The organism is Polaribacter filamentus (assembly GCF_002943715.1).
GTDB lineage: Bacteria > Bacteroidota > Bacteroidia > Flavobacteriales > Flavobacteriaceae > Polaribacter > Polaribacter filamentus.
Genome location: NZ_MQUA01000013.1, coordinates 2,201,121 through 2,215,815 on the forward strand (window position 1 = coordinate 2,201,121; position 14,695 = coordinate 2,215,815).

9 protein-coding genes are annotated in these 14,695 nt (G+C 33.3%); 3 read left to right on the forward strand and 6 right to left on the reverse strand.

The window, feature by feature from the left end; translation table 11 throughout:
- Positions 1-136 precede the first annotated feature (136 nt).
- A complete protein-coding gene (locus tag BST83_RS12080) occupies positions 137-652 on the forward strand; it encodes a hypothetical protein (RefSeq protein WP_104810002.1) in 516 nt (171 codons plus the stop codon).
- Between the two features lie 106 nt (positions 653-758).
- Here BST83_RS12080 and BST83_RS12085 read toward each other — a convergent pair whose 3' ends face one another.
- The 6 genes from BST83_RS12085 to porU form a co-directional block, all read right to left on the reverse strand.
- Positions 759-2,384: a LysM peptidoglycan-binding domain-containing protein gene (locus tag BST83_RS12085; RefSeq protein ID WP_104810003.1), complete on the reverse strand. Its 1,626-nt coding sequence runs from the start codon at positions 2,382-2,384 to the stop codon at positions 759-761.
- Entirely contained in the window at positions 2,375-3,910 is a 1,536-nt protein-coding gene (guaA, locus tag BST83_RS12090; RefSeq protein ID WP_104810004.1) for a glutamine-hydrolyzing GMP synthase, read from the reverse strand. The genes BST83_RS12085 and guaA overlap by 10 nt, the downstream gene beginning before the upstream one ends.
- Positions 3,911-4,291: 381 nt before the next feature.
- Complete coding sequence (locus tag BST83_RS12095) at positions 4,292-5,356, reverse strand: 3-oxoacyl-ACP synthase III family protein (protein ID WP_104810005.1); 1,065 nt, start codon at positions 5,354-5,356, stop codon at positions 4,292-4,294.
- A 589-nt stretch (positions 5,357-5,945) separates the two neighbouring features.
- Entirely contained in the window at positions 5,946-6,428 is a 483-nt protein-coding gene (gene cdd / locus BST83_RS12100; RefSeq protein ID WP_104810006.1) for a cytidine deaminase, read from the reverse strand.
- Positions 6,429-6,502: 74 nt separating this feature from the next.
- Positions 6,503-7,630, reverse strand: coding sequence for a type IX secretion system outer membrane channel protein PorV (gene porV / locus BST83_RS12105; protein WP_104810007.1), 1,128 nt, complete (start codon positions 7,628-7,630; stop codon positions 6,503-6,505).
- Between the two features lie 38 nt (positions 7,631-7,668).
- A complete protein-coding gene (gene porU, locus BST83_RS12110; protein WP_104810008.1) occupies positions 7,669-11,064 on the reverse strand; it encodes a type IX secretion system sortase PorU in 3,396 nt (1,131 codons plus the stop codon).
- A 197-nt stretch (positions 11,065-11,261) separates the two neighbouring features.
- Here porU and gldJ point away from each other — a divergent pair, with 197 nt between their 5' ends.
- Both gldJ and BST83_RS12120 read left to right on the forward strand, forming a co-directional pair.
- Positions 11,262-12,944 (forward strand): gliding motility lipoprotein GldJ, encoded by a 1,683-nt coding sequence (gene gldJ / locus BST83_RS12115; protein ID WP_104810009.1) that lies wholly within the window; start codon positions 11,262-11,264, stop codon positions 12,942-12,944.
- A gap of 64 nt (positions 12,945-13,008) precedes the next feature.
- Positions 13,009-14,268, forward strand: coding sequence for a UDP-N-acetylmuramoyl-tripeptide--D-alanyl-D-alanine ligase (locus tag BST83_RS12120; protein ID WP_104810010.1), 1,260 nt, complete (start codon positions 13,009-13,011; stop codon positions 14,266-14,268).
- Positions 14,269-14,695 lie beyond the last annotated feature (427 nt).

Consider the following 14,695-nt stretch of genomic DNA (forward strand, 5'->3'; position numbering starts at 1 on the left):
TGCAAGTTTTCTTATCTCGAACTAGATTCAATATAAAAAGCTTGTAGGTATTTTCATTTTAAAATGTATTTTTGCATTTCACTTAGTAAAACGATCGCTCGAATTTAATCGAGATTACAAAAAACATACACATACAATGTTTCATAAAAACATAAAATTAGTTTTAGCAGTTTTAATTTCAGCTTGGGCTGTTTATCAATTTAGTCAAGGGAATATTATGAACGGAATTTCCATCTTATTATTCGCTGGAATTTTCATTTTGTTCTATTTTAAAAATGAATTTATTTTATTGGCTTTTTTACAATTGCGTAAACAAAATTTTCCTGGGGCACAGAAATGGTTAAACTATATTAAAAATCCTGAAGCTGCTTTGATTACAAAACAACAAGGGTATTACAACTATTTACACGGAATTATGTTAAGCCAAACCAACATTACCCAAGCAGAAAAATATTTACGTAAAGCTGTAAAAATAGGATTGTCTATGGATCATGATTTGGCAATGGCAAAACTACAGTTAGCAGGAATTGCAATGACCAAAAGACGCAAACGTGAAGCCACTAATTTAATGGCAGAAGCTAAAAAATTAGACAAACACGGTATGCTAAAAGAACAAATACAAATGATGAAAAAGCAGATGCAAAAGATCTAATTTTTCTAAATTTCTGATAAAAAAAATCCGCTAATAGCGGATTTTTTTTTATTTTATACATTCACTTGACAAGAGGATACTCAAACAACTTCTACAGAATGTTTTTCTACTTCAGTTTAGTTAACGTCAAGTCTTTATTGTACTGAACAATAAACAACCCCTGATTCTCTGTATTACTGTTTCTATAGTCAAATTTTGTTTCTACTCTAGACGATGTTCCTGCTTTAAACGTTTTCTTTAAATCATTTCCAGAAGCCAATCGCACTAAAATGTCATAGGTAATATCAAATCCTTTTGTAGCATAAAAAGAAGGCAATGTCTTATTCTTCTTATAATATTGAGCGTTAAAGCTTCTCGTTTCTAGAGAATTTTCATCAATAAACTCATCACTTATATAGGTAAAACCAACTCTTGCTAATTTTCTATTGTCTACATTTTCATAAACGCTGCTTTTATCAAAAGTAAAAACTTTAGTAGTGGTTTCTTCTGGCAAACTTATCAAGCTATTTATCACATCTGCAATAATTAAGTTGCTATCCGAAGCAATAATAACCCAGTTCTTTGTATTTGGTTTTAAGATTTGAGAAAACCTTGATTTCGCAATGTAACCGTTGCTTGGAGTTAGCAGATGTATGCTACTCGCACTAATCTTCGTTTGTAAAGAAGACCTTAATAATCTACTTGTTTCTAAAGATGCTGGCTTATCATCACTCACAATTATAATGTTTCCTTGATCAAAATTCTCTTTAATATATCTTTCTAATTCTTGTCTAAAAACACTTTTTTCTGGTGATGTTTTTACAATATTTGAAGAAGAAAAATCTGATTGATTGCTAGAATACACCGGAAAAACAACAGGAATATTTACACTATTTGCAACCATTTGCACCTCTTCTGAGTACAAAGGGCCTATAACAACATCGTTTCTGCTAAAATCTCTGTTTGCTAGAAGATTTCTTACTTCATTGGTACTTCTATTTCCCGTATCAAAAACATTGAATTCTATTTCTACACCACTACTTCTTAAAGAATCTATTGCAATTTCTGCACCCATATAAAAATCGGTTGCAATGTTTACAAGTGCTGCATTTTTAATAAAAATTTCCTTGGGTGCAAGTGTATCAATATTATATATATCTGCTTTAAATGGCAATAACAACGCTACTTTTAAAGAGGTGTTTGGCTTTATATAATCATCATAAAAACTTACGTCCCTGCTAACCTTAACAGGTATTTCTTTGATTTTTAAATTTTGACCAACTTTTAAACCTTCCACTAACTCAGGGTTTAGCAATAGCAATTCCCCCCTTGTCACGTTAAACATTTTGTTTAAACTGTAAAAAGTATCTCCTTTTTTTACTTCATACACCACAAACTTTTCTCTTAATTCATTTAAGAGCTTTATTTTCTTTTCAATAGATTCACCTTCATCAGACACAACAGCTGTATGAACCTCATCGGTATGTTCTTTTAAATTTTTAGCTTTATAATTATGTAGACTTTTTTCTGGCACTACAATAAAGGAATCTGCTTTAAGACCACCAGTTACGTCAGGATTTAAACGAATTAAATCCTGTTCTTTCATGTCTAAATTCTTGGCAATGGTATAAATGGTTTCGCCCTTTTTAACTTTGTACTGTATGTATCTATTCTGTTGTCCGCAAGAAACGGTAAACGTTAAAATAGATAGAAAAATAAAAATCTTTACATGTTTCATATGCTCTATTCCCATTCTATAGTTGCAGGTGGTTTTGAACTGATATCATAGACAACTCTATTGACCCCTTTTACTTGATTTATAATTTTGTTTGATGTTTTTTGCAAAAATTCATACGGTAGATCTACCCAATCTGCCGTCATTCCGTCTGTACTTTCTACGGCTCTTAAAGCTACTACTTTTTCATACGTTCGTTCATCGCCCATCACTCCAACAGAATTTACGGGTAATAACATGGCGCCTGCTTGCCAAACTTTATCATACAAACCATCTTCTTTTAATCCGTTGATAAAAATAGCGTCTACTTCTTGCAAAATACGAACTTTTTCGGCGGTTATATCTCCTAAAATACGGATTCCCAATCCTGGACCCGGAAAAGGATGACGTCCTAATAACTCGGGATCAATCCCCATAGATGCGCCAACTCTTCTTACTTCGTCTTTAAAAATCATTCGCAAAGGTTCCACAATTTTCAACTTCATATAATCTGGCAATCCGCCCACATTATGGTGACTTTTTATAGTTGCTGATGGCCCACCATTTACAGAAACAGATTCAATTACATCTGGATAAATAGTGCCTTGTGCCAACCATTTTACATCTTGTATGTGGTGCGCTTCGTCATCAAAAACATCAATAAAAGTAACACCAATAGCTTTTCTTTTTCCTTCCGGATCAGAAATACCTGCTAATTTATCTAAAAAACGTTTCGATGCATCTACACCTTTAACGTTTAAACCCATTCCTTCGTATTGTTTCAAAACGCTTTCGAACTCATTTTTACGCAACAACCCATTATTAACGAAAATACAATACAAATTTTTTCCGATCGCTTTGTGCAATAAAACTGCTGCAACAGTAGAATCTACACCTCCAGAAAGTCCTAAAACAACCTTATCATTTCCCACTTTTTCTTTAATCGCAGCTACGGTGCTTTCTACAAAAGAATCTGGCGTCCAAGTTTGCCCAACTTTGGCTATGTCTACCAAAAAGTTTGCCAATAATTGTTTTCCGTCTTTTGTATGATACACTTCTGGGTGAAATTGAATGGCAAATGTATCTTCGCCCTCAATTTTATAAGCCGCATTTTCTACGTCTTTTGTACTCGCCAATAAAAGACCATTGGTTGGTAATTCTTTAATAGTGTCTGAATGACTCATCCAAACTTGGCTTCCTACCGAAATATTTTGAAAGAAAATTTCATCATTTTTTACAAATGATAAATTTGCTCTTCCATATTCTCTAGTGCTTGATGGCGCTACTTTTCCTCCAGAAAAATGGGCTAAATATTGCGCTCCATAACAAACAGCCAACAAAGGTTTTTTCCCTCTTATTTCAGATAGCTCTGGATGTAAAACATTCTCTCCTCTAACGGAATTTGGACTTCCCGATAAGATGACTGCTTTAAAGTTTTCTAATTCCTTTGGTGGATGGTTATACGGATGAATTTCACAATAAATGTTTAACTCCCTTACTCTTCTCGCAATTAACTGAGTGTATTGCGATCCAAAATCTAAAATAAGTACTTGGTCTTGTTCCATACGCAAAAATAATATTTTGATATTAGATTTACCATATAAGAAGTTAGTATTTTTAAGTTAATTAGTATGCGCTGAAATCACTACGAATTCGATCTAAAAACAACCTCTTCTATTCCTTTTTTTACTATCACAGCGGCACGTAGAAAACATAATTATGTATTGCAAATCTTTTGCATTTTACAAAATGAATTCAATTCAAGTGAACTTTACGTTTAAAATAAATGAAATTTTTGCAGAGCACGGCATTTTTAGTTGTTAAAGAAGTGCACTATATCACAACCAAAAGCGTGATTACTGGAACTGAAATCCTAACAAATAGCATCCTTCAAAATACACAATACCTATGGCAACTAATTCCCTTTGAACTTTGAATAGTACAGCTTAATACTTGTACACAATTGCATTGATATTCATTCCTGCTCCTACGGAAGCCAAAATAATAACATCCCCTTTATTTACGGATTGATTTTCTATTTTTCCTTTTAAAACCAAATCTAACAAAGTAGGCACCGTTGCTACAGAACTGTTTCCTAATTTATGAATACTCATTGGCATCACACCCTCAGGAACTGACATTTTATACAACCTAAAAAAACGTTTTACAATCGCCTCATCCATTTTTTCATTCGCTTGATGGATAAAAATTTTCTTTACGTCACTAATTTCAACTCCAGATTTATCCAAAGCCATTTTCATTGCTGCAGGAACATTCGTTATCGCAAATTCGTAAATTTTACGTCCGAACATTTTTATATACCGCACATTTTTATCTTCCTTTTTATTAAATGAACTTCCATAATGCAAATAATACGCTTCTTCTTTTGCAAAAGTTTGTGTTGCGTGGCTTAAAATACCTGAGTCCGTTTCTGTTGTTTCCTCCACGATACAAGCTCCGGCTCCGTCGCTATAAATCATAGAATCTCTATCGTATTTATCAATAACTCTCGATAAAGTTTCTGCACCAATCACTAAACATTTTTTTGCAATTCCGGCTTTTATAAACGCTTGCGCTTGAATAACTCCTTGAATCCAACCCGGACAGCCAAATAGAATATCATAGGCTACACAATTAGGGTTTTCAATTTTTAATTTACATTTTACTCTGGTTGCTAAACTTGGTAGCATATCACCCTGAATTGCACCTCGTTTTACATCGCCAAAATTATGAGCAAAAATAATATAATCAATTTCTTCTTTGTTAATCTGTGCATCTTCGATTGCTTTCTGAGCAGCAAAAAAAGCCAAGTCAGATGACGTATATTCTGCACGTGCATACCGTCTTTCCTGGATACCAGTAATTGCCTTAAATTTTTCTATGATAACATCATTTTCAGATGTAAGCGCAACACCATCAGAATCTAAAAATTTTTCATTTAAAAAATCTGTGTTTTCTTTTTTTAAAGACGGAATAAAAGTTCCGGTACCTGTAATTTTTGATGAAATCATTTTGCTTTTAATTAACAACTGGTGTAAAATTAAGTGATTTTCTTATTTCTAGAATGTTAAATCACGTACAAAAAACGAAATTCAAAATACAAAAGAACCTTATTTCTCTGTATAAAGATTCCTCTTTAATTGCATAACCGTAGCGATAGATTAAGCTCTAGACTTCATTCTTTCTGAATTCTCTCCTTTAAAACAAGTATCAATCGTTTCCAAAAAATACGATACCCAAAGTGTAAAATGATCTTTCTTAAAAGGTACAAAAGCATTTTTATCAAGGTGTTTTTACATTATACTATTACTATAGGATAGGTATCAAAAATAATATCATTCCAAAAAAATCAGTAATAATCTCTAAATGATTCTCTAATTGATTTTCTTTCACAATAGCAGTAAAAAAAGGAATCATTTTTTTTTCGAGCAATAATTTATGATAAAATTTTATGATGAGCTGTTTTGTGTCTTTTCTTGACTAGATAACAACTAAAATCAGTATTCTAGTTACCTATTTTACTCGTTTCCATTTTAAAATTAACTCGAATTGACACGGTTTTAAAAATGCAAAACAGTTTCTATTTAGTACTTTTTTATCTTATAAATAAGAGCTATCAAAAGAAAAAGGCAATAATGAAAGCAGCGATTCCGTTTTTACAATCTCACCAACTTCGCCCATAAACAAGACCTGAAAAGGTTGTTTTTGTTTGATTTCATATTCTGACAATGATTGTCTGCAAGCTCCACAAGGCCCAACAGGCTTGTCTACTTTTTTAATGGATGAACTTGCGGATATCGCTAATTTTATAATTTTCACGTCTGGAAAATCAGATCCAGCTTTCCAAATAGCAACTCTTTCTGCACACATTCCTGATGGATACGCCGCGTTTTCTTGGTTGTTTCCTAAAACAATTTCATTATTTTCTAACAACAATGCGGCACCAACACTAAATTTAGAATAGGGCGCGTATGCTTTTTTTCTAGCTTCTACGGCTTTATCCATCAACATTTTATCTTCTAAAGAAAGTTCTGACACATCATTAAAAAGGGTTGCGGATGCTACTATTTCTATTTTTTTCATAAATAATGGGGTCAAAAAAAGCAGCCTTTTTTGACTGCTTTTTATACTGTAAATTTACTAAAAATTTATCACTTTTAATAATTGTCATAGATTTCTCCTAAATCAAACGATAAAGAAAAGCGCAATGAGTTTTCTAGCGGATTATTTACATCCGAAGAATTAATTAAATACGACAAATCGATATTTAAAGCGTTGGTTTTGAAACCACCACCTAAGGTAAAATATTGTCTATTCCCTTTGTCTTGGCTTTCATGAAAATACCCTGCTCTTAAAGCAAAGGCATTATTGTATAAATATTCTCCACCTAATGCATAGGTAAATTCTTGCAATTCCTCACTAAATCCTCCTGGCGCATCTCCAAAAGAACTAAACATTCCTTGAATCCATCCTTGGTCATCATCAGAACCGTCTAGCTGCGGCGTTGGTACTAATAATTTTGTAAATTCAACCGTTGTAGAAATAATATTGTAATCGTCTAAAATAAAATCAAAACCTCCACCAAATTTTAAATTTGTTGGGATAAAATCTTCTTGACCAGGAGTATAAGAAACTTTTGGTCCAATATTAGCAATATTAAAACCTATTCTGTAACGTCCATTAAAATTACCGTAATTTTCTTCATACGATTGATAATACCCAGACACATCCACCGCAAAAGAATTAATTGGTTGTAATGAATTTCCTGCAGTTCCGTTAAATGCCAAATTAGAGCGAATGTATTTTAAAGAAACTCCCATAGAAAAAGTTTCACTTAATTTTAAAGCATACGAGCCTGTTGCTGCCAATTCATTCGGGTTTATCGTTCCGTTTGGGTTCCCTGTATCATCTGTTAAATCTATTTGACCTAAAGAAAAATATTTAAAATCTGCTCCCCAAGCTGAGTTTTCGCTAAATCGATTAATATAAGAACCACTTCCTATAAAAATATCATCCGTTAAATTACGCAACCAAGGCGAATAGGTAAGCCCTGTTTTTATTTGGCGATCACTAAACACAATTTTTGCAGGATTGTGAAATAAAGAGAACGCATCCGCAGTCGTTGCAACACCTATATCCCCCATTCCTCCTGCTCTAGCATCGGGTACAATTAATAAAAACGGAGTTGCAGTGGTAATTCCGCCTGTTTGTTGTGTATCGGTTTGAGCGCTTATTTTTAAACTTACTAGGGCACAAAGTGCAATACAAAATCCTAATTTTTTCATCTTCTGTTCTTCTTGTTAGTTTTACAAATATCTAATTTTTATTGCAGTATTACTAATTTTTCATACTTCTCTGAAACCAAACTACTTGCTGTTGATTTTACTCTTAATTTATAAACATAGACTCCTTTTCCTATTTTATTACCAAAATCATCTAAACCATTCCAAGTAATATTTCTTGACAAATTACCCGTAGTTTGCACATTTTGATTGATGGTTTTTACCAATTTACCCGAAACTGTAAAAACTTGAACTTGCACCTCTAAAGGCTCATTTGGTTTGTTATGATTAAACCAAAACTCTGTATAATTTACAAAAGGATTTGGGTAGTTCAGCACATTTTCTAAATTTAAAATAGCATCACTTACAACCACAAAATTTAACGTAGTTTCTGATGAGTTATTGTACGTGTCCCATGCTTTTAGTTTTAAAGTATGCGGCCCAACTTCTAAATCTCTTAAAGTATAACTTACTTTTCCTTTCGAAAAATCATTTAATTCCGTTTGATAAAAATCATTCAAAATAATTGGGTTTGCCGTATCGCCATCTAAAATCCCGACAATATCGTGGTCTACAGCAGTTATGGAGGTGTTAATTCCGCTAGCATCAAATAAAACAGCAATTAAATTTGGAGATGCATTTGTGTTGCCTCCATCAATAAAAGACTCATCATTCATGAATAATTTTATTTCTGGGCCGAGCTTGTCATCAGGCGCATTTTCATCAATTCCGCCAACAATCACGTCAAAATTATACCCTGCTTTATCTATTTCTCCGTTTTCTGCATAGAAACTTAATTTTCCTTTTCCGTACGCAATTTTAATATCTTTTGGTACAATAAAATCAAAACTAAACTGCCCGTTTTCTACGGTTGATTTTCCTCTAAACAATTTACTATCTTGGGTATCAAAAGTCATTTTAATTCCGTAGCCATCATTATCTAAGGTTGTTTTATCAATTAATTTATCAAAAACGGTGGTGGAAAGTGTGCCATTAAAATTGGTTAAAACGGCATCTGAATTGTCTGTTACAATACCTTCAAACCTCACTTTAGACAATGCTTTTATGGTATCTAAAGATTGTGTGATATCCACATCATTCATTTTAGTGATGCGAATGTTTGGTTTCGGAACGGCTAATTTCATTGCAGGATCTCCAAAAGAATAGATAAAGAATTTTTGTGTGCTTGAAAAATTATTTTTCGCCGTCATTAAAGCTTCTGCAATGCTAAAATCTTCATCATTAAATGCTAGTAAAATCCGTATTAGCTCCTCGTTAAAACGTTGACCCACCGAAATAAAAACCTCTCTTGTGGTGGTAATCATATTTGCTGCTCCTCCGTTTGCATTTTTTAGCGTCAACTCACCTGCTGTAATTCTATTCGGATTGTCGAATCGAGAAAAATCACAGGTTACGGTAATTAAAAGTGGTAATGTATTTGGATTGTTAAACCCCTGAATTTGCGGAACATCTAAAATCCGTTCTGATGCAAAACCATCCTCCCCGCCGTGTCCAAAATAATCAAAAACCAAGGTTCCTTTTTCTATGGCATTTGTAATTGCTTTGTTTACATCTGGATAGCGTTCTCCTCCCGAAGAATTTTCTTGAACATACGCATCCGTATAAATTTTATTGATATTAAAAATTGGCTGATTTGCTTTAATTTCATCCGCAATCGATTCTACTCCTTGCGCTAAAATTTCTTCGCCAACTGCATCAATATCATCCGCTACTAATGTGATGGTATTTCGCCAATCTCCAATGGTCTTTTTATTATAGTAGTTTAAAATTTTATCGACCACAATCGTCGCTTCAGAAATGGTAGAAACGGGAATTCGGCTGGAAGCGATATCTACCGTATGTGCGCTAGACATCTTGCCTTCATTAGCATCCATCATCACAAAAAAGTCGTCTGTAACCCAAGAATTCGCTAAATTGAAACTAATGGTAGCTAATTTTACAGGCACAATATTGTTATTGCCTTGCAATCTATCTTTATAATCATAGGAAGCATCGCCAAAAAAACAAACATATTTTAGTTTTTTTTCTGCGGATGAATTTGTGTCATATATATGTTTTATAAAATCACGAATCCCTGTAATGTCTTTTGACCCGGAAGAATACTCATTATATATTTCATCTAACAATATCACTTTTGTGGTTAAGTTTGAATTATTTTGATGGTAATCTGCCAGTCGTTGCGCTTGCCCAGAAAGTTGCGAATTTGTAATTACAATATAATTAAGGTCTTTGAGCGCGTGTAAATTCTGATTTTTAATTTTAGAATTCGCAACCGTTTCTGGTTTGTAAAAATCAGTATCGTTTAAAATGATATATTCCTTGAGTTCGCCTGCAGTATCTTTAAAAGTAAACTCATTAGTAGTACTTTCATTAGTAATAACTTGAGGATTGATGGCGTTTGTTACCTCCCATACTTGAAAAGCAGCACTTCCGTTTGTTATTTGATAAGCTACCGTTCCGGACGTAGTTGCTTGTGCTAAGCTTCTAAATGAAAACTGAAAATCAGAAAATGTTAACTGTTTTTGCCCAACAATTTCTATATAATCTAAAAATGCATTTGCAGACGGATTCCCGTTATTAGCATAGGTAATAGAAACGGCGATACTTTCCGAAGTATTTGCCAACGTTGCATTTCTTTCTATATCGTAGGCTTTTGTCAATGAACCAGAATTTACGGCAGGAAAATTAATCGTAAAAGCATCTTGTGCATTCACTTTTACATCCATCGTAGTGGAAACCACAGAATTTGAAACGCCGCGAACTCTTACATTTATATTTCCGTTTGCAACTGCATTTCTAAACGGAATTTTAAAGTTCTGTGTATTTAGGATATTAAAATCTTTATCAGAAAACCACTGTGTGCCTGCTGCTAAAAGACTTTTTTGCTCTTTTTCATAAAATATAAAATCGTCAAAAACAGTTATTTGCGTCGTGGCGTTCGTTGTAATAGGTGTTTTTGCTTGAATTCGTTTTCCATCTACATCATTCACCGTAACAAAATAGTAGGCTTTGTCAGAATAAATATTTTGTCGGTGTTTTATGGAGTTTGCGGTTGCATTTACCTCCCAATCATGCGGCCCTTTTGCATAGAAAAGGATAAAATCACCACCATCAAAAGAACCATCATTTTCGCCTTCTATATAAATGGCATTTTCTTGCAAGTCATCATATCTAAAATCGCTATTTAGTTCTGGTAATAGCTGACCACCATTGCCATAAATGTGAATTTTCTTCGGATTTAATCCGTTCATAGAAATACCAATTCTTTGCAACAAGGCACGATCAATCTTAAATACACCAGTGGTATCCACGGAAAATTGATACCAATCTCCCGAAGATAAAACAGAATTTGAGATTTGAGCAACGCTTAACTGGACTAAAAAGAGGCAAAAAAAAAGTACGAACTGTTTTTTCATATTAGGTATTCAAAGAACGCAAATAATTTTTAGATATTTTACAGCAATCAAAGATAAATTATACTAAACTAAAAAAGCAATCGTTTATTTAGGAATAAGCATAAAATGATGCGTTAAATTTTATATTTTACTTGGTAGAAATTATATTTATTGTAAATTGCATCACTATAAAAAACCCTATCAATTTTAATTAGGAAATGAAAAACATTTTTAAAATAACATTAGTTATCCTAACAACATTGCTGTTAGCTAACTGTAATAGTTCAAATTCAAATAAATCGAGGTTAACTGGTTTATCTTTTAACGATCCAAAAAACGGTAACTTTATTAAAGGTAATACAGATGCGGGTCAAACACCACCTTTGGGTATGGTTGCCATAGAAGGGGGTACTTTTACAATGGGGCAAGTGCAAGATGATGTAATGTTCGATTGGAATACGACGCCAAAACAATTGCATGTTCGCTCGTTCTTTATGGATGAAGCGGAAGTTACCAATTCTGAATACTTTTTATATGTTCAATATACAAAGAATGTTTTTCCTCCATCCGAAGAGAATTACAAACACATTTACAACTCCGTTTTACCAGACACCTTAGTTTGGAGAAAAAGTTTGGGAAATACAGATATTTTATCTGAAAACTATTTCCGTCATCCCGCGTATTCAGATTATCCTGTTGTTGGTATTACTTGGTTGCAAGCTAATGAATATTGCAAATGGCGCACAAATGCGGTAAATTTAAAAACCTTAATTGATAAAGGGCACATCAAAAATATTTTTGAGCAAGACTCTATTAGCAACTTTTTTGATACGGATGTTTTTTTAACAGATGCTACCCAATTATTTGACGGTGATTCTACTATTTATAAAAAAGGTGTAGGAAGAACTGTAAGAAAAAAAGGAGATCCTAAATCAGGTAGAAATTCTTTTCAAGGAAGAAAAATTTCGCAAGCAGATGGTATTTTAGGACAACCTTTTAGATTACCAACGGAAGCAGAATGGGAATTTGCTGCAAAAGCAAATATAGAAAACCGAGAATATAACAATATTAGAGGCAGAAAAAAATATGCTTGGAATGGTAAATACACCAGAGCAAAAGGAAATAGAAATAAAGGTGATCAATTGGCAAACTTTAAACAAGGAAAAGGACAATATAGTGGTTTACCAGGTTGGAGTTCTGATGGTGCTGATATTCCGAATGAAATAAAATCCTATCCTCCAAACGGATTTGGTTTGTACGATATGTCTGGTAATGTGGCAGAATGGGTAGCAGATGTTTACAGACCTATTATAGACAATGAAGCAAATGACTTCAATTATTTTAGAGGAAATATTTTTACCAAAAAAATGATTGATAAAGAGGGTAATGTGGTGATCGCTGCGAATGATGGGAGTACTGAAGTAGCCTACGACACCTTACCAAATGGAAAAATTATTCCTACTCAATTACCAGGAACTATTAAATACATACCCATTACAAAAGACGATGCAACCTTGAGAAGAAATTTTTCAGTTTCTGACAACTCAAATATTGGTGATGGTGATTTAAATTCTTCCCGTTTTTATAAAGATGATGAAGATCAATTTAAAGCAAGACCTAATATGTACAACTCCCCTAAAAGTCCAAAAATAGTAACAGATTCTGAAACTGGTAGCACAACTTTTACCAACGATGATAAATTTAGAACTACTTTAATTAGTGATATCAGTAGAGTTTACAAAGGCGGTTCTTGGTCTGATAGAGAGTATTGGTTAGATCCTGCTCAAAGAAGATATCTACCAGAATACATGGCAACGAACTATATTGGTTTTAGATGTGTATCTGATAAAGTAGGACCTATGACAAATCAAAAAAGAACCGCTAGAAGCCCTAGCAGATAACCTATTATAATTAAAAATAAAGCCTCATTGTTGAAAAATAATGAGGTTTTTTTATATCTGATAAATGAAAACAGCCACTCTTTATAATTTATACCAGCAACATTTTTTAGTGGATACGGATACCAGAAACATCCGAAAAAACACCATTTTCTTTGCGCTAAAAGGCGATAATTTTAACGGAAACACATTTGCAGAACAAGCGCTAAAACTTGGCGCAAGCTATGCTGTTGTTGATGAAAAAGAGTTCCAAACCAATGACCGCATTCTTTTGGTTACTAATGTGTTAAAGGCACTTCAAGAACTTGCCAATTTTCATAGAAAGCAACTTCACATTCCTATTATTGGCTTAACGGGCAGCAATGGTAAAACGACTACGAAGGAATTGATACATGTAGTATTAAGTAAAAAATTAAATACGGTAGCAACCAAAGGAAATTTAAATAATCATATCGGTGTGCCACTAACCTTACTTTCTATGACCGATAAAACGGAACTAGGGATTGTAGAAATGGGTGCAAATCATCAAAAAGAAATTGAATTTTTATGCACCATTTGTGAACCAGATTTTGGGTACGTCACCAATTTCGGAAAGGCACATTTAGAAGGTTTTGGCGGTATAGAAGGCGTTATTAAAGGAAAAAGTGAATTGTACACCTTCTTAAAAGCAAACCAAAAAACTACTTTTGTAAATGCCGATGATGCCATTCAAGTTAAAAAAACGAAGGGAGTTAAAGCCGTTTCTTTTACTACAGAAGCTATAAAGTTTTTAGAAGTGAATCCGTTTGTGAAACTTTCCTATGGAAACACAACCATACAAAGTAATTTAATAGGAAAATACAATTTCACAAATATTGCTGCAGCAATTGCCATGGGTACCTATTTTAAGATTTCTGAAACAGCAATTAAAGAAGCAATCGAAAGTTATGTACCTGCAAATAATCGTTCCCAAATACTTACAACAAAACACAACACAATAATTTTAGATGCGTACAATGCAAATCCTTCGAGCATGCAAGTGGCACTTGAAAATTTTGACACTTTAAAAGCACCTTCTAAAGTGGTGATTTTGGGAGATATGTTCGAATTAGGCAAAGAAAGTGTTCACGAACATCAAGTAATTGTTGATGTAGCAACTGCTTTCAATTTTGATGAAATTTATTTTGTTGGCGAGAATTTCAACATCGCAAAAACGAACAAACCACAATTTAAAACCTATCAAGCATTCGAAGATTTCCTCAAAAAGAATCCGCTAAAAAACAGTTCAATTTTAATTAAAGGCTCTAGAGGAATGCGTTTAGAACGAATTTTGGAGTTTATTGGTTAAACAATTATCATTCAAACAATTATCAGTTATCGGTTATCGGTTATCAATCAAACAATTATCAGTGATCAATTATCGGTTATCAATCAAAAATTTATTGGTGATCAGTAATCAATCTGCGAAGAAACGAAGAACCTTAGTAGTTTTAAAATACAATATTATAGTTGCATACTGGTCATGTCTCGTAGGCGCTTTTAACTGTCTTCCCTCTTTAGCTCCCAAATTTCAAAAGAATACTGCTACTGAACACTGATAATTGATAATTGATAATTATTCACTGATAACCGATAACTGAAAACTGATAACCGATAACTGATCACCGCTAACTGATAACCGAACACTGCAACTACTTACTATACGGCCACTAATAATTGATAATTATTCACTGATAACCGATAACTGAAAACTGCTACTGAGCACTGATAACTGA

Coding starts and splice junctions, on each gene's coding strand:
- BST83_RS12080 (WP_104810002.1), top strand. CDS start 137: ATGTTTCATAAAAACATAAAATTAGTTTTAGCAGTTTTAATTTCAGCT.
- BST83_RS12085 (WP_104810003.1), bottom strand. CDS start 2,384: ATGGGAATAGAGCATATGAAACATGTAAAGATTTTTATTTTTCTATCT.
- guaA (WP_104810004.1), bottom strand. CDS start 3,910: ATGGAACAAGACCAAGTACTTATTTTAGATTTTGGATCGCAATACACT.
- BST83_RS12095 (WP_104810005.1), bottom strand. CDS start 5,356: ATGATTTCATCAAAAATTACAGGTACCGGAACTTTTATTCCGTCTTTA.
- cdd (WP_104810006.1), bottom strand. CDS start 6,428: ATGAAAAAAATAGAAATAGTAGCATCCGCAACCCTTTTTAATGATGTG.
- porV (WP_104810007.1), bottom strand. CDS start 7,630: ATGAAAAAATTAGGATTTTGTATTGCACTTTGTGCCCTAGTAAGTTTA.
- porU (WP_104810008.1), bottom strand. CDS start 11,064: ATGAAAAAACAGTTCGTACTTTTTTTTTGCCTCTTTTTAGTCCAGTTA.
- gldJ (WP_104810009.1), top strand. CDS start 11,262: ATGAAAAACATTTTTAAAATAACATTAGTTATCCTAACAACATTGCTG.
- BST83_RS12120 (WP_104810010.1), top strand. CDS start 13,009: ATGAAAACAGCCACTCTTTATAATTTATACCAGCAACATTTTTTAGTG.